Here is a 17217-nt window from a genome sequence, read left to right on the forward strand (position 1 = left end):
CATACGACAATGAACAACGCCAATCAGATCCAGACACACTATCAGAGCATCGCTGCCCTGCTGGCAAACCACCGGCTGAAGCAGGCGCTCGACGAACTGGGGTCGTTCGTAAAGGAGGTACCCGAATGGGACCTGCACAGCCAGTTTGACGAGCTACAGACTGCCTACCGCTACATGCTCCAGTACTTCCGCCGCAACGTGAGCGACCCGCAACGTGAGCGTCTTCATGCCGACCTGCTCAGAAAGACCTATGCCTTGAACGAACGCCTGCTCATGGTGCAGATGGAGCTGATTTCGTCGGAACTGTTCTATGCCACCCTCCGCGAGCAGAAACAGGATGCACGCAGCCTGGCAGACTATCGTCTTGTCTTCGAGACGTTCGCCGAGGACATGGCGATGACGCGCCTGCTCCATCAGGGTGAACAGCTGACGGCAGAGCTGGACAAGCTGCGCACCAGCCACGAGTCGGCACAGAACAGCCTGTTCAACAAAGTGTGGACCTCGCCGGCATGGGGTGCCGGCATGCTGGAGGAGGCGCGCACCTTCCTCGCATCGGTACTGGTGCCTTCCAACGACCTGGCACTCTTCGTGAGTGCGGTGACGATGGGACTGCTGCAGGTGTTCGATGCCCGCAAGCTGCACTGCCTCTTTGATGCCTGCGAACACACCGATATACAGGTGGCACAGCGTGCGCTGACAGGCATCGTCCTGGCATGTCTCGCCTATGAGAAAAGACTGACGGCTGAACCGGAACTGCTGGCACGCCTGCAACTGTTGCAGGAGAAGCCGGACTTCACCCGACGGCTGCTGGAGATGCAGATTCAGCTGCTGCGCATCCGCGAGACCAAGAAGGCAGACCGCAAGATGCGCGATGAAATCATCCCCGAGGTCCTCAAGAACAGCCGCAACATCAACCGCTCGAAAATCAACTTCATCGAGCTGGACGAAGAGACGCTCCTCGATGACAAGAACCCGGAATGGAAGAAGTGGGAGGAGGAAAATGCAGGACTGACCAGCAAGATGCAGGAGCTGGGCAACATGCAGATGGAGGGCATCGATGTCTACATGAGCACGTTCTCCCAGCTGAAGAGCTTCCCGTTCTTCCGCAACGTCTGCAACTGGTTCTATCCCTTCGACCCGCAGCACAGCGTGGTCGTCCGTGTCTTCCCCGAAGAGGAACAGCAGAAGAACTTCATGGTGCGCGGCATCCTCGCCTCGCCTTTCTTCTGCAACTCCGACAAATACTCCTTCTGCCTCACGGTGAACAACATCCCCGCCAAGCAACGGGAGATGTTCGCCTCCGGCTTTCCCGGACAGAACGAGCTGCCCCAGGAGGCGGAAGCCTGGAAACAGGAGAATGCCTCAGCCGAAGTCATCAACCGACAATACCTGCAAGACCTCTACCGCTTCTTCAAGGTGCATCCCCGACGCCATGAGTTCACCGACATCTTCGAGACGTTGTCCTTCAACTTCCGCGACAACAGACTCCTGCGTCCGCTCCTCTCCGATGCCGACGCACGTCGCAAGGTGGCTGAATACCTGTTTCACAAGGAATACTACGACGAGTCCCTGCGCCTGTTTGACGAGCTTGTCGCGGACGGAGCCGTGGATGCGGAACTATTTCAGAAGGTGGGATTCTGTCACCAGAAGACCAAAGACTATCCGAAGGCAATCGAGGCATACCTGCAAGCCGATGTGCTGAAGCCGGATGTGCTGTGGACCATCCGTCACCTGGCGCAGTGCTTCCGCCTGTCGAAGGAACCGGAAGCTGCCCACCCCTACTACCTGAAGGCGCTGGAAATGCAACCGGACAACCTCGCCCTGCTGCTCCAGACGGGGGAATGCGAAGTGGAGATGGAACGTTACGAGGATGCTTTTGCCCGCTTCTTCAAGGTGGAATACCTCGACGGAAGTTCCCTGCGTGCCCGTCGCTGCATCGCCTGGTGTTCGTTCATCACCGGCAAGTATGACCAGGCAGAGAAATACTACAACCAGTTGCTCCAAGCCGACAAACCCGATGTGCAGGACTACCTGAATGCCGGCCACACCGCCTGGGTGCAGGGCAACACGGAACGTGCCGTATCTCTGTACCTGAAGGGCTGCCGTGCGAAGGGTGACACGGAGTCGTTCATCGACCTCCTCTTCAAGGACCGGGAGGAACTGGAACGTCAGCATGTCTCTCCCGACGACCTGACCCTCATGGCGGATGTGCTGCGCTATGGGGAGGGGGAGTAAAGATATATAGAAGGGCTTCGGTGCATGAAAGGAACAGGGGAAGAGCAAAAGAGTCGTGTTACAAAACCTTAAAGTTCTTCCCTTCTCATAGTAGTTTTTCGACAAAGGACAGTCTTCGGGTAAAAGACTTGCATATTCTAACAAAAACTTACCATTATGAGAACAAGATTTTTGCTCCTTTTTGCCAGTATGCTCCTGCTCCTTTCATGCGAAAAGAAGGATTATTCACCCCACATCTCTCCGAACTGGTTTACCCTGTCCGATAAGAATGCGGAAGTACATGTCGAAGTAGATCCGGATTGCGAAATGTGGGGATTCAACATGGACGAATCTCCCATGTATCCTATCACGGAAGAAATGAAGGAAAAGTCCATGAGCATCCAACCCATTGATGAACACCACCAAGCAACCATCTACTGCAAAGAAAATCAGTTAGACAAGATAGACTTTGGTGTGATGACAATCGAGAAAGAGGGAAAAGGCAAGTACAAAATCCTATTCACTCCTAAAGACGGTTTGTCCATTCCACAATTTATTACCTGCGGTTTCATGTCAGCCGAAGGAAGAGCCAATTTAGTTATTCTCTTCAAACGACAAATCCGAGACACCGACTATGATGACTTCTAACCGCTGAAAGCAATCCTTCGACTTTCGCAAACTGAAGTCACAGTAAATAAGAAGCCCGAATCGCATCAGACCACTCTGAGCCTAATGACGATTCGGGCTAAATCGTACTTATCTCACTCCGCAGGCATCACCACATCCGCCTTACGCTCACGAGGCAGGACCTCCAGCCGTTTCACCTGCCCGTCTTCATAGAGCACCTCCACCGTCGTGTTGCCCGGTGCATGGAGCTTGAAGTGGACATCCCGGTCGCGAGGCCATGCCGGAAGGATGTATATCCTGTCACCTTCCGTCTGCAGAAGCATCTCCTGCAGGCCAATCATGCCGCTGCCGCCCCAGTTGTGGTCGGGAGTCCAGTCGTAGCCGGGACCCCAGAAGGCAGGGAAACGGTGCGGACCGTCAGCCAGCTTCTCATCCGTCCACTTCACCGCCTCATCCGTCAGACCCAGGCAGGCAGCCCAGATGTTGTCCTGCTTCCAGCCCTTCGACGTGCGGAACTTCAGCGCGTCGGCATCGTGGAGATAGGTGTTGCGCGCCACTTCCAACCCTTCCGCGTCCGCCGAAGCGACGGTGTGGATGCGCCACGGGAAGACGGGATAGAGCTGGGGAGTCTCCACATTGTTGATGCGCTCCCAGGTCTTTGCCGGTGCAATCATCTCCCGTCCGTCGACCACCCGACGGGGAATCTCCGGGATGCGGACGAGCAGGCTGCGCCATGCCGAGGTGGCTGTATCGCCCTGCGCTTCCTTCACCTCGATGAGGGTGCGCGTGACCGTCTGCAGGGCGGCAACGGTCGAGGCGGCATTGTTCGCCATCTTGTAAGTCTCACAGCCGGAACCGGGGAAGAGCACCAGCTTGCCGTCAGCATCCAGGGCATTCCGACCGCGACGGGAAGCCAGATAGCGGTAGTGCTCGTCAAAGAACGTCAGTGCACTCTCCACCAGGGGAAGATAGCGGCTGATGTCAGCCTGACGGTAACGGTATGTCTCCAGAATCATCTGGCAGAACTCCAGCACGGTGTCCCACTCATACTCCAGCCAGGCATTGTACTCCAGTCCGGGGTCAAACCAGGAGGGACGTTTCGTGCCGTACTCCGCCGGGTTGGGCAGTCCGAAGTTCTCTATCTGCTCGCAGAAGCAGCCCCCGGCATGCCCCCAGTAGACCAGGCTCCGCAGCTCGGCATTGCCCAGCATGCGCAGGTAGGTGTCAAACTGCGACGGCATCAGGTCGAAGTCCCCGCTCTTGAGCATTCCCCAATAGACCAGGCGCTGGTTCTGCGCCGTCATCGTGCCTCCTCCCCACTTGCGGTAGTCGGGTGTAAAGGCTTGCGTGGAGTCCACCCCGCAAGGGTCGAACGTGAAGAGTCCGCCGTTGAACTTCGTCGGGTAGGCTCCGTAGGCGTTGCAACCCAGCATGTAGCGGAAGAGCGTGTAATTGCGCGCCAGCGTTCCTGCCTTGGTGCCGGCTGGCGCGTCGATGAAGCTGCGCTGCCAGAAGGCGTTCCACCAGGCACGTGTCTCCCGGCGGTCGCTCTCGGTACGGACGGAAGCCACGGTCTGCCGCAAGCCGTCCCTCCATGCCTCCAGGTCGGGGGTCTGCCGGGTGTGCAGGGCTATCAGCACCTCGTGCCGACGGGCTGCCTGCCGCGCACGGAACTGCCAGGCACGGAAGTCCGTACCGGCATACGTCGCGTCCGCTGTCCCGACGAAGGTGAGGTTCGTGCCCCACAGCTTTCCGCCACTCACCAGGTTTCCGATGGGGTTCATCAGACGGGACTTGACGCCCTCCAGCCCTTGCTGTGCGACGACCTCGTCAAAGACCGTCCGCCCGGGGTTGCGGTGGTAGAAGAGCACGCCGTCGTCCGCGGGCTCCATCACGTCGTGCGTCGTCACCGCCTTCTTGGGAATCGCCCACTTGTAGGAGCACTGCTGCCCCTCTCCCTTGCGCAGCGGACGGTCGGCATACCGCCAGTTCTCGTACGCCAGCGTATAGGTGAAGGGCCGTTTGCCCGACAGCTCCAGGTGCACCACCGGACGGTGCACATCCGCCCACAGCTGCACGGTGACGCCGCGGAGCAGAACCTCCACATAGCCGTCGTTCAGCTTCAGCGTCTGCCGGAAGTCACCGTCCAGCAGCGAGGGGTCGTCCAGCCGGACACGCACACGCCCCTGCTTCAAGAGCGTATTGTGCTCATCAAAGGTACCGCTGCGGCTCAGGTAGAACAGCAGTTCGCCGTTTTCCACCCATACGTTCATGCCGATGTCGCCACCGCCGCAAGGCATCGACTCCGAAGAGTTCCGGCTCGGCGTGGTCCACGTGTAGTCGTCCGGTTGTGCCCACAGGCCGAGGGACACCAGGACGGTCGCTAAGAATGTTGTGAATCGAAGCATCTGTCTCGTCATTTTCAAGGTCCGACAGTACGGAGACACCGCTGACGAAGTTCCTTCCCCGCCAGCCGACGTCCGTACAGACCGGACTTAGGTTATCTGTTAATCAATACTTTCCAGGCACACACTTCTTCATACAAGCTCCCCAAGAAGCATACATGAATCCGGCAAGCCGAGTCCCAAAAGGAGTTCCACAGCTTGGGACTTGAAGTTCCACGGCTTGGGACTCGAAGTTCCACGGCTTGGGAATCGGAGTTCCACGGCCTGGGACTCGCGGTTCCACGGCGTGGGACTCACGGTTCCACGGCGTGGGACTGACAGTACCATGAAGCAGGTGCCCCAAGGTGTTGCTGAAGGGGTCAGTATTCTTCCGTGAAGTCGTAGATGTCCCGATACGCGTCGAAATGCAAATCGCCCGTGTAGCCGTAACGGTGGAAGAGGTTGATGATCCACTTCTGCTGTTCGGGGGTGAGCATCCGCTCGCCGTGATGGAAGCGGTAGTAGGTTGTCTTTCCACCCAGGTAAGCCCGGATGCGGTTGCGCAACGTGGAGCTGTCTTTCTGCTTCACCTCGGCGAAGAGGGCGGTAAACCCACAGGCAGCATGGATGATGCGTGCCTCCTTGTACATCTTGCAGGTGTTGCCCTGCCGTGCCGTCGGGTAAACTGCCTGACCGTAAACCCGGTTGCCCGGAAGGCAGCTTCCGGCAAGGAAACGGATGCAGGTGTCCGACTTCGGACAATCGCCCTGAAAACAGAGGGAAAACATGGGTGGAATCTGGTCAAAGGTCAAAGAAATTCTTGTATCCATAAAGCGTCAGGTTTTGGTTAGTAAGAGTGGAAGAAGGCGGACGAATGTCCGCCTCCCTTATTTGATGTCTTTTGTTTCGGGCCAGTTGTCGGAACGGAACGAAGAGACGGGGATTTCCTCGCCGAAGAGGTCTCCGTCGACCCAGTTCGTGAAACCGTAGCGCACGGCAACGGGATGAGCCACTTCGCTGCTCTTCACATAGACGTGCTTCTGCACAATCCATGCCTCGGCAGGATGGAAGACGCGGTCCTCGCCTGCAACTTGGAAGTTCTTCGAGGTGAACACGCCCTTGCCGGCGGGCCACATCTTGTTGCGGTCGAACGTGATGATGACGGTGTCGCCCTTCACCTCCATCTCCTTATAGACGGGAGGGTCGCAGACGAGCCCCTTCATGCCGTAGGTCTTGCAGAGCGCCTGCAGTGCCAGCCGTTCGCCTGCCTTGTTCTTCTGACGCGGATGGATGCATGTCTCCAGTCCGGCATCGAGCAGCACCGCCATGCCGCTGTTGGGAATCAGCTCGGCAGCTTTCGCCTGCTGTTCGCGCAGGAAAGCGGAATTGGGCACTTCCTCGCCCTCCTTGAAGAGGAGGCTGTAGTCATAGGGAGCAATCTGACAGAAGTAGAAGGGGAAGTCGCCCTGCCCCCACTCCGTGCGCCAGCCGCGCACCATGGTGCTGAGCTGGTCGGCATAGCTCCATGCCCGGTCGTAGTTGTCCTCGCCCTGGTACCAGATGACGCCCCGCATCGTGTAGCCGATGAGCGGATGCAGCATGCCGTTGTAGAGCACGGTGGCTGTACGGTTCTTCGAGGGGATTTTGCCGCCGGGAGCCGGCACGGGGTACTTGTAGTTCTTCATCCATTCGGGTTTCAGCCAGGCGGGGTTCATCCATGCCTCGCAGGCAGAGCCGCCCCACGCCGTCACAATCAGTCCGACGGGGACACCGTCGAGCACGCGGTTGAGCATCCGCCCGAAGTAGTATGCCGTGGCGCTGAACTCCCGCACGCTCTCGGCGCACGCTTCGCTCCAGTGCCCCTTCACCGTGTCTTGCGGTGTCGTCTGTGAGTTCAGACCGACGGTAAAGAGACGGATGTGGGGGTTCCGGCTGTATGCCGCGTCCATGTTGGCACCCTCCACGGGCTGCATCTTGAAGCCCTTCATGGGCATCTCCATGTTGCTCTGTCCGGAGCATACCCAGACTTCGCCAATCAGTACATTCTTCAGGGTCAGGGGCTGTCCGTCGCTGATGGTGAGGTCATAGGGTCCTCCGGCAACGGGCGTCTCCACGGCAAGCTTCCACTTGCCGTCCGCTGCGGCAGTCGTCGTATAGGTCTTCCCGTCCCATCCGGTCTTCACGGTGACGGTCTTCGAGGGGCTTGCCCAGCCCCAGAGGTTGGCTTGGGTCTGCTGTTGCAGCACCATGTTGTCGGCAAAGAATGCCGGCAGTCTGATTTCAGCCCGCAGGCTGACGGCTGCCGACAGCATCAGAGCCAGGGCAGCCAGTGTCTTCAATCCTTTCATGATAGATTTCTTTATTATGGCGGACGGGGGAAAAGCCCCGTCCATTCTCTTTTACTTCACCAGTTTCCATTCCAGGGGAGCGGTCAGTCCGGCAGGGAGCAACTCCTTCTCTGCCATCCGGTACCTGGCATTCGTCCAGATGCCGTCGAAGGGAGCCTTGCCCTCGTCCACACCGAGCAACGCGTTCGCCCAGGTATTGGTCACCTCGATTTCAAGGGTATTCTTGCCTTTCTTCAACGCCGAAGTGACTTCCACCTCATAGGGGGCGGTCCATGCCGTGCCGCAGGGCACCCCGTTGACGCGGACGGTAGCCACATCGCTCAGGCCCTTGAACTTCAGGAACACGCGGCTGCCACGCTCGGACTTGCCTGCCTTCCACTTGAACTCCGTCGAGTAGACGGCAGTCCCGGAGTAATAGCGCACCTTCGGGTCGGACGAACGTGTCCAGCTGCGCAGCTCGGTCACGGTCTCGTCCGTATTCAGGGTGTTGTAGTGCACGTTCCACTCCTTCACCTCCAGCGGACGGCGGCGTACGCTTGCCACCGTGGCGTTGCCCACCTTGGATGCCGGACGGCGGAACACGACGAACATCGACTGTGAAGGAGCCAGTGACAGCCCGACTTCCACCCGTCCGTCTTTCTCACGCCAGATGCCCGGCTCGGTGATTTCGCCCGTCATGGGATTCCACAGCTCGGGCTGCATGCCGCTGATGCGGAACGAAGCCGTGAAGCTGCTGCTCTCCGCCTCATCCTGGTTGGCGATGAAGTAGATGTCCGCCTCCTCGCCCCGGCGGTGCGTCCAGGCAATGCCCTTCGGCACCACGACGTCGCGGTCCAGTCCGAAGTCCGAGAAGCTGTCGTAGAGGAACGGCTTGTCGACCACCAGCACACCTGCCTGATACAGCTCCTTGAGCTTCTTCTCCACCTCGGAAGAAGACACGCGGTTGGGCATCATCGGGCGCGTCTGCGGAACGACAAGTACCCGGTACTCGCCACCCCAGGGCATCCGTATCACACCCTTCGTGTTGTCAGCCTGTGCCAGACGGAGCAGGGCGTCGCGGTTGAAGGAGTCATAGGCATAGCCGCGCAGGGGGTTCACCCAATCCTCCGGGTCCGCCATGTTTGCCGAGTGGGTCACGCCGACGGGCATGGTGCGCAACGGCTGTCCGATGTTTGCCAGACGGACGTGCTCGCTCTCCACCCGTTCCCGTCCGAAGATGCCGGGAAGCATCGGAACCAGACGGTCCGGGAGTACTGCCCGACGCGGCATCTCCTCGCCGGTGAACACGGCAATGTCCGTCACGGGCCAGCCGTACTGCAGCAGGGTCTGGCAACGGCGGACGTAGTCGACCAATGCCTTGCCTCCCTGTTCGAACCAGGTATTGTCGCGCTGGAAGAACAGCCCGATGCCGTCGAGCGTCATGCCCGGCTTGCGGTCGAGCCACGGGTTGTGTGCGGTGACATGGAAGAAGAGTTTGTTGATGCCCAGGGCGTAGTTGCGGTCAAAGAGTGCCTTCACCGTGGCAGGCGCCTCGTCCCAGATGCCGCGCACCTCGGTGCCGCCCTCCGCCTGGATGATGCGTTTGCCGTAGATGTGTCCGCCGCTGATGGCATCGAGCATGTCGTTGGGCTTGTCATGCGTCGGACTGCGGAGCCAGAATTCCCCCATCGGCAGGTCTACCGACTGGTAATGGAGCATGCCGTCGCTCACCATCGTCGGTGCGACACACTCGGCGGAGAACTGGCAGCCATAGTCCCTTGCGCATGCTGCCAGCGTGTCATAGAACACGTCCTTCACCAGCTCGGCACACGTGGTGCGGACATCGCGCAGCACCTGTTCCGAACGGGCTGCCGTCTCCATCGGGATACCTGCCAGCAAGGGAAGGTAGGGCATGAGGTCATAGCCCCGGCGTGCCTTGAACTCAGCGGCGAAATTGTCGCTCCAGTTCTGGCAGCCGCATTCCCAGCTGTCCACGTGCATGTATTTCAGTACCCGGTTCGCCAGGTCGCGGTCCACCATCGTGAAGACCTTGCCAAACCAGTTGTCAAACTGCTTGCGGACAATCTTTGCATCAAACTTGCTGCACTCCAGTCCGCGTCCGCCTCCCGCCGTGGCATTGTCATGTCCCGTGGAGGTATGTCCCATGCGCAGGATGCGCCACTGCCCTTTCGGGAGGGTGGCGACGAGCACGCCGTCCTTCAGGGAAGCGGTGAGGTTGATGACCTCGGACGTCTTGACACAGTCGGCATCGGGCACATCCGTGGCAGGCGTGTCCTTCGCCACCCGCCAGACCAGTCCCGCCTTGCCTTCCCACTGGTTGAGGCGTGGCTCGGAGTGCAGGACGAGCTGCTTGATTTTCAGGTTGGGTTTCCACTTGGCAGCGTCCATGTCCTCACTGCCCGGCTCGCTGCCGGCAGGCGTCCAGTAGAAACGGAAGAACCGCGCCTTGGTCGGAGGGATGGAGTGCGTGGAGTTCTCGTCGGTGTTCTGCCACCCTTGTCGGGCAGGCTCCAGCTGCTTGACGAAGCGGAAGTCCTTTCCGTCACGGCTTGCCATCACCTTCAGGCGGTGTGCCTGGTAGTTGTTTCCGGTGAGGATGATTTCCACGTTGCGGCAAGTAATCTCTTCGGGATATTCCAGCTGAATCCAGCAGGGCACCGATGAACGGATGACTCCCTTCTCATCGATGCTCACCCCTTTCTTCGGGTCACCCGGCTCGTTGAGGTTGCCGCACGTCATGCGGGGCGTCAGACGGACGTCCGCCTGCCCTTTCACCGGCAGGGCATAGAGAGCGATGTCCCTGTAATAGCCTTTGTAAGCTTCCGGACGGGAGAGCTGCAGGTTCACTTTCCCTCCGCTGACGATGGTATCGGTGAAGACCACCTTCTGCATCGACTCTTCCGGTGTAATCCACGGACCGCCCGCCAGGGCAAAGCCGTCGCAGATGTGCATGCCCAGCTTCAGTCCGAGGCGGTCCGCCTCCTGCATGCTGAAGCGCACCATCTCCCACCATTCGGGACTGAGCTGCTCCGCCTTCCCGTTGAACTCAGGTCCTTGAGAGACCGACTTGATGGGCATCAGATACGTACCGCCCAGTCCGACGCGCTTCATCGCTTCCAGGTCGGCGGTAATACCTTCCTTGGTCACGGCACCGAACATCCAGTACCAGAAGGTCCACGGCTTCGCTTCTTCCGAAGAGAGTTGCGTGAACTGGTCCTGGAGCGTTGTCTGTGCGGCAGCCTGCGGATGCAGACCGGCGAGCAACGCCAGTGCCAGACTCCATGTTGCTAATCTGTTCTTCTTCATTGTTCTGTTGATGAATCTGTTCTTTCTGCCTGTTCAGCCCTTTCCCCGCCTTCCGAACTCTTCGTACGGACAGAGGATGCTGATAACGAACGGCTGAAAGCACAGACGAAAGTAGACAAAATCTGTATCAAAGCAAAGGAGAGACTCTGCCGAATTGCATCCCCGGCACAGTCTCTCCCTTGTCAGTCTTCTTACTCAAAGCGCAGGACGATGCGTCCGCTCTGCGTGCCGTCCACCCACTTGGCTTGTGAGGACGGTCCGATGAGGTCGGTCGTGTTGACCTTGTTGCGTACGGGCGGAATGACCTTCATCACCGAAATGCCGGTCTTGGGCAGGGTGTAGAGCAAGTGGTCACGTCCGTCGCGCGGCTCATAGATGCCGATGTAGGAATCGGGAGTCTCGTTCTGGATGTGGATGGTCCCCTGCTTGGTGCGCAGGCTCATCCAGTCGACGTGGGCAAAGTAACCCTTGAACTCCGGATAGTCAAAGCTTTCTCCGGGGATGGGGTCGTTGTAGTCGTTCTCCCAGAGTCCGTACTGCGGACCGTGGAGACGGTTCTGCCAGACGCGGTACGGTCCGTCGCCGACCCAGCGTTTGCTGACAACCAGCTCTTCGGGGTAGTCGAACTTCACACCCATGAGGTCCACCACTCCCGAGAAGTTGTAGTAGAAGTCCAGTGCTGCCGTTCCTTCGCTGTCGATGGTCCACACCGCCTTGTCAAAGCAGCCCAGCTTGTAGGTGGCTGTCACCACGACACGGTTGCCGTCCTCCTTCGCATCGAGGCTGACGAGCTTGCCCAGGTCCTCGAACTCGGTATACTGGGTCTTCTTCTTCTCGGCATCCTTGTCATCGTGGTTGTAGAACTGGTCCATGGAGCGGTCGGCACGTTTGGCGCAGATGAAGCGCGGTCCGTCCTTCAGGTCAATCTGCTTGCCGTTGACGCTGACGCCCTTCAGCTGTCCGTCCTTCTGGCTGAACGTGAAGACACGTCCGCCGGCGGTCACCGTCAGCCGGTCCGCCTCACGCTGGATGGCAGGTGCCGCGCCGGCAGTAGCCAGCTCCGCCTTCTTCGCCTGATAAGTCAACGGATACGACCAGGTGAAGAGCTCGTTGCCGTACTTGTCGATAGCCGTCACCTGCAACGCATCCGCCCCGTCGTTGGCAAACGGGATGGTCAACGTCCCCTTGCCGTGAGCCGGGACATCCGGACCTTTCACCTCGCCCTGCTTCAGCACCTTTGCCTCTCCGCTCTCCGTCACGGCAGGGAACTGCACGCGCTTCCACACGAAGCGGCAGGTATTCAGGTTGAGGAAGTCGTAGCGGTTCTCCACCTGGAACACCCCGTCGAAGTCGGCATCAATCGAACCGTTCATGAGCTGTACGGGCGACCATACCTGCTTCACGGTCCAGTAGCTTCCCTCCTTCTCGTGGTGCGGACCGACAATGCCGTCGGCTCCATAGTTGCCCACGTTGTCGATGAAGCCACCCATGTCGACGCGCTTCACTCCTTCGTCCGCCAATACCCAGAGGAAGCCTCCGGCACAGCGGGGATGCTTGCGCATCATCTCCCAGTAGTCGTACAGTCCGGCTCCGTGTCCGCCGTCATACAGACCGTGGAGGAACTCCGTCGGCATGAAGATTTCCGGCAGACGCATGTAGTTCTGGCTCTCGCCGTAGGAACGGTAGTGCATGGTCTCGAAGCCGCCGAAGTTGCCTTGCGGATGGAGCACGGGACGCTTCTGCGGGTCGTACTTGTGGAACTCGCCGTTCAGCTCGTCGTTCCAGCCTTTCTCGTTACCGTTGCTCCACCAGATGATGCACGGATGGTTCACGTCGCGCTCCACCATCTCCTTGACCAGCTTCTGGCCGACGATGGTCTCGTGCTTGCCGTGCCAGCCGGAGAGCTCGCTCATCACATAGAGTCCGAGCGAGTCGCATGCCTCGTAGAACTCCGGGTCTGCCGGATAGTGCGACAGACGGACGGCGTTCATGTTCATGCTCTTGATGAGGTTCACGTCCTCGATGTTCTTCGCCTTGCTGAGCGTGCGTCCGCTCTCCGGACGGAAGCTGTGGCGGTTCACGCCCCGGATGTTCACCTTCACACCGTTGATGTAGAGTCCGTCGCTCTCGCGCACCTCGATGGTGCGGAAACCGAACTTCTCGTTCATCCGGTGGAGCACCTTGCCGTCGGCATCGAGCAGGGTGAACTCTGCCTTATAGAGGTTCGGCGTCTCTGCCGTCCACAGGGCAGGCTGCTTCACCGCCATGTTCACGAGGCAGTGGTCCCCTCCCGTGGGCAGTGCCGTCACCGACTCGCCCACCTTCTTGCCGGCGGCATCATAAATCGCCGTCTGCACCTTCGCGCCGGGCACGGCAATGTTCAGGTAGCAGTCCGACTTGAACGTTCCGTCAGCCTTCGCGTCGATGGCGACCTGGTGGATGTTCATTGCCGGACGGGCAATCATGAACACCGGACGGATGAGTCCGCCGAAGTTCCAGTAGTCCGCACGACGTTCCGCCAGGTTGACACCGGCATTCTCGCTCTCCTTGCTGACGGTCACTTCCAGCACGTTCTTCTTTTTCGGACCGAAGAACACCCGGTCGCTCACGTCGTAAGTGATGCGGTAGAAGCCGCCCTGGTGGGGCGTACCCGCCTTGCGTCCGTTGATGGTCGCCTGCATGTCGGTCATGGCAGCTTCGAAAATCAGCTCCACCTGCTTGCCGTTCCACGACTCCGGCAACGTGAATTCATACTTGTACATTCCTTTCTCATCGGCAATGCCCTCGGGGAACGCCTTGCCATAGAACTTCATGCCGTACTGGAACGTACCGAAGCCCTGGCACTCCCAACAGGAAGGCACACCAATCTTGGTCCACTTGCCGGAGTTGTTGCCGCCTGTGCACATGAAGTCCCATTGCACCATGTCGTCGCATCCGGTTCCGGAAAGGTACTGTCGCTCCGTCTCCACCGACGACTGCGCCCAAAGCGCCGCCGAGAACAGCAACGAAGCAACACACATCATTGTCTTTTTCATATCGTTTAAGGGGTTTTTAGTTCTTAAGTCTGAATCCTTGAATCCGCACGTGTAACGTATGCGGCTTCTTCTCGATGGCATACTTCTTCAGTACGCCCGGTCCGCAGCTGCTGTTGCCCAGGCCCAATACGGCGGTGTCGATGTTCAGGTAAACCGCACCGGAGGGCTGCAGGTCGCAATCGTGCGAGGCGTGATAAATGTCCATCACCGAATAGGGCAGTGCCGAAGCGGAGAAGGGTTTGTCCAGTGCCGACACGCTGATGCCGTGCCCTGTCCCGTCCGTCAGACGGATGACAGCCACCGACTCCAGGTTGCCCGAGTCCTGCGGACGCGGATAGTGCGTGTACTGGTCGCCCGCCTTGGCTCTCCACCAGTTGATGGTGGCAGAACGGTGCCGGTCGGGATAAGTCTCCATGGGACCGTAGCCGTACCACTCCACGTTGTCACAGGCGGCGTCGGCTACGAAGGACACTCCCAGACGAGGCAGTTCCGGCAGGTCTCCCTCCGGCGTATACGTCTGGCTGAGGTCTATCGTCCCGTCTTCATATACCTTATATATACTGTTCACCAGGATGCTCCCGGCAAGGTAGGCATACCGTTGCGCGGTCTCCACTTCGACCGAGCCATCATCGAGTGCACGGCCCGTGCATGCCAGCGCCTCCACCTTCGGGGCGTGCAGGAGGTTCTTCTGCCAGTCTTTCGCCAGCCAGTTGCCGAAGCTCTTGTCGTTGTCCGTCGGAGCACGGAACGCCTGGAAGTTCGCTGCTGCCAGAGAGTCCTTCGCCTGGAGGACGGTACGCCCGGCATAAGCGAGCTGACGGAGCGTAGCCGACTTCACGTCCCAGACTGCCAGCACGGCATTGTTCTCCACCCGGATGGCAGCCTCATCCGTCGTGAGTGCCAGCTTGCGTCCGCCTTTCACCTCGGTGCGTGCCAGCTGCATCAGGTTGTCCTTCAGCGTCAGCTGTTCGGCTGCCACCTCGTGACCTGCCTTAGCCCAGTCACAAGCCGTCTTGAGCACCAGCGAGAGGTTCAGACGCACATCGTCCGTCTCCCAGTCAATCTTCTTCACTGCCTTAGCCAGGTCAATCGTCACATTCTTCGACTCCGCCGGGAGGATGTAAGGCAACTCCGCCTCCCCTTCCGCCTGCTTCACGCCGTTGCTGTACAACGTCCAGAGGCAGCGGTAGCCGTCGACACCGATGTGGTGGTTGTGGTTGGTCATCTCCACGGCACATTGTCCCGTGGCGGCATCCCAGTTCGCCAGCTTCATGTAGACCGGCTGATAGACCTTCTTCACCTCCCAGTACTTGGGCGTCAGCGTACGGTCGCACCGCACGATGCCGTTCATGCAGAATGCCTTCAAGTTCGGCTGGTCACCGAAGTCACCGCCGTAAGCCACCTGCTCGCGTCCGTCGGGCAAGGTGCGGATGATGCCCTGGTCCACCCAGTCCCAGATGAAACCGCCCAGCATGCGGTGGTTGCTGTAAATCTCGTCCCAATATTCCTGGAAGTTCCCCAAGGCATTGCCCATGGAGTGCGCATATTCGCTCGTCAGCACCGGACGGTTGTCGTTCGTCCGCTCGGCAATGGACAGCAGACGTTCCCAACGGGCATTCTCCGCCCGCTCCTCGTCGGCTCCTTCGGGGATGCCCGGATTCAGGTATTCATCCTGCGTACGCGGATAGAAGCGGCTGATGACGTCCACCGTGTACGGGTCGGGAGCGCCGTCCAGTCCCTGTGCCCCTTCATAATGGATGGGGCGCGTCGGGTCGAAGTCCTTCAGCCAGGCCGAGATGGCTGCAAAGTTCGGACCGTAGCCACTCTCGTTGCCCATGCTCCAGAACACGATGCAGGCATGATTCTTGTCCCGCTCCGCCATACGGACAGCACGGTCCAGGAAGGCTGCGTGCCAGTCGGGCGTACTTGCCAGCGTGCCGCGCAAGCCGTGCTCCTCGATGTCCGCCTCATCCATGACATAGAGTCCGAGCGAGTCGCACAGTTCGTAGAAGCGCGGATGGTTGGGATAGTGTGCCGTGCGCACGGCATTGATGTTCGCCTGCTTCATGAGCAGAATGTCCTGCAACATGCGTTCTTCGGTCATGACACGCGCCGTCCGCGGGTCATGCTCGTGCCGGTTCACGCCCCGGAAACGGATGGGACGTCCGTTGACCAGCACCTGCCCGTCCTTCACCTCGACGCTGCGGAAGCCCACCTTGCTCGTGGCACGTTCCACCACCTGACCGAGGCTGTCCTGCAACGACAGATTCAGGGTATATAGATAAGGTGTCTCTGCCGTCCAGCGGTGAGGCGCCTTGATTTCGCCCGCGATGCGTCCCAGCTTGCGCGGTCCGCGTTGGGGATACCATTCGTTCATCACGGCTGCCTTGTGGTCGAGGTCCAGGATGGGCTCGGCGTCCGCCTGTCCGCTGAAGACGGTCTGCCCCTCCCTGTCAGTCAGGACCGCCACGACCTTGTAGCCTTTTCCTTTCCGGCTCTTCTCCTCGCCGAACACGCTCAGCTGCGGGTCTATCTGCAAGGTAAAGTCCTCGTAGCCGGCGTGGGGAAGTGTCCGCACGGCATAGTCGCGGATGCGGATGTCCGGCGTATGGAACAGGGTGACATCACGCTGGATGCCACTGAAACGCCAGAAGTCCTGGTCCTCCAGGTACGAGCCGTCGCTGTAGCGATAGACCTCCACAGCCACCTGGTTCGTCCCGGGCTGCAGGTAGGGAGTAATGTTGAACTCCGACGGCTCCATGCTGCCCTGGCTGTAGCCGACGCGCTTGCCGTTGACCCAGACGTAGAACGCACTCATCACGCCGTCAAAGCGCAGGAAGGTCTGTCCGCTCTGCCAAGCCTCGGGCAAAGTGAACGTGCGGCGGTATTGTCCCACGGGGTTCCGCTCGATGAAAGTCGTGTACTTCTGCTTCGGTTCGCCCATCACATAGGGAGGGTCTATGCGGAACACATAGCCCGCCGATGCGTAGATGGGGGTTCCATAACCATTGACTTCCCAATTGGCGGGGACGGTAAAGTCCGTCCACGAGGCATCGTCAAAGTCCGTACGATAAAAATCGGGAATACGTTCGTCGGGAGTCTTGGTCCAACGGAACTTCCAGGTGCCGTTCAACGACAGCATGCGGTCGCCCTTCTGTACGCCGAAGGGGATGAACGCCGCACGTGCCGGCTCGCGGTTTATCTGGAGTACGTGATGGTTCTCCCAATCATGCTGCTGGGCGTGCAAGCCCAACAAGGGTAGCAGCAACGCTGCCAACATGCCGATACGCTTCATGTGTATGC

The 17217-nt window shown here is 59.4% G+C and carries 8 protein-coding genes; 2 read left to right on the forward strand and 6 right to left on the reverse strand.

Annotated features, from left to right (window positions below):
- Positions 1 to 9 precede the first annotated feature (9 nt).
- Both C8275_RS13800 and C8275_RS13805 read left to right on the forward strand, forming a co-directional pair.
- Positions 10 to 2235 (forward strand): tetratricopeptide repeat protein, encoded by a 2226-nt coding sequence (locus C8275_RS13800; RefSeq protein WP_106625587.1) that lies wholly within the window; start codon positions 10 to 12, stop codon positions 2233 to 2235.
- Between the two features lie 156 nt (positions 2236 to 2391).
- Entirely contained in the window at positions 2392 to 2862 is a 471-nt protein-coding gene (locus C8275_RS13805) for a hypothetical protein (RefSeq protein WP_106625588.1), read from the forward strand.
- Positions 2863 to 2975: 113 nt separating this feature from the next.
- Here C8275_RS13805 and C8275_RS13810 read toward each other — a convergent pair whose 3' ends face one another.
- The 6 genes from C8275_RS13810 to C8275_RS13835 all read right to left on the reverse strand — a co-directional run bounded on the left by C8275_RS13810 (position 2976) and on the right by C8275_RS13835 (position 17194).
- Positions 2976 to 5249, reverse strand: coding sequence for a DUF5703 domain-containing protein (locus C8275_RS13810; RefSeq protein ID WP_106625589.1), 2274 nt, complete (start codon positions 5247 to 5249; stop codon positions 2976 to 2978).
- 356 nt (positions 5250 to 5605) lie between these two features.
- Entirely contained in the window at positions 5606 to 6055 is a 450-nt protein-coding gene (locus C8275_RS13815; protein WP_106625590.1) for a DUF6078 family protein, read from the reverse strand.
- Between the two features lie 57 nt (positions 6056 to 6112).
- Positions 6113 to 7573: a sialate O-acetylesterase gene (locus C8275_RS13820; RefSeq protein WP_106625591.1), complete on the reverse strand. Its 1461-nt coding sequence runs from the start codon at positions 7571 to 7573 to the stop codon at positions 6113 to 6115.
- A 51-nt stretch (positions 7574 to 7624) separates the two neighbouring features.
- On the reverse strand, positions 7625 to 10879 hold the full coding sequence (locus C8275_RS13825; RefSeq protein WP_106625592.1) for a glycosyl hydrolase: 3255 nt from the start codon (positions 10877 to 10879) through the stop codon (positions 7625 to 7627).
- A 191-nt stretch (positions 10880 to 11070) separates the two neighbouring features.
- A complete protein-coding gene (locus C8275_RS13830; RefSeq protein WP_106625593.1) occupies positions 11071 to 13914 on the reverse strand; it encodes a glycoside hydrolase family 2 TIM barrel-domain containing protein in 2844 nt (947 codons plus the stop codon).
- Positions 13915 to 13930: 16 nt separating this feature from the next.
- Positions 13931 to 17194 (reverse strand): glycoside hydrolase family 2 TIM barrel-domain containing protein, encoded by a 3264-nt coding sequence (locus tag C8275_RS13835; RefSeq protein WP_234395818.1) that lies wholly within the window; start codon positions 17192 to 17194, stop codon positions 13931 to 13933.
- Positions 17195 to 17217: the final 23 nt, after the last annotated feature.

Origin of the sequence: Bacteroides sp. Marseille-P3684, from assembly GCF_900291465.1 — a bacterium.
GTDB lineage: Bacteria > Bacteroidota > Bacteroidia > Bacteroidales > Bacteroidaceae > Phocaeicola_A.

Coding starts and splice junctions, on each gene's coding strand:
- C8275_RS13800 (WP_106625587.1), top strand. CDS start 10: ATGAACAACGCCAATCAGATCCAGACACACTATCAGAGCATCGCTGCC.
- C8275_RS13805 (WP_106625588.1), top strand. CDS start 2,392: ATGAGAACAAGATTTTTGCTCCTTTTTGCCAGTATGCTCCTGCTCCTT.
- C8275_RS13810 (WP_106625589.1), bottom strand. CDS start 5,249: ATGCTTCGATTCACAACATTCTTAGCGACCGTCCTGGTGTCCCTCGGC.
- C8275_RS13815 (WP_106625590.1), bottom strand. CDS start 6,055: ATGGATACAAGAATTTCTTTGACCTTTGACCAGATTCCACCCATGTTT.
- C8275_RS13820 (WP_106625591.1), bottom strand. CDS start 7,573: ATGAAAGGATTGAAGACACTGGCTGCCCTGGCTCTGATGCTGTCGGCA.
- C8275_RS13825 (WP_106625592.1), bottom strand. CDS start 10,879: ATGAAGAAGAACAGATTAGCAACATGGAGTCTGGCACTGGCGTTGCTC.
- C8275_RS13830 (WP_106625593.1), bottom strand. CDS start 13,914: ATGAAAAAGACAATGATGTGTGTTGCTTCGTTGCTGTTCTCGGCGGCG.
- C8275_RS13835 (WP_234395818.1), bottom strand. CDS start 17,194: ATGTTGGCAGCGTTGCTGCTACCCTTGTTGGGCTTGCACGCCCAGCAG.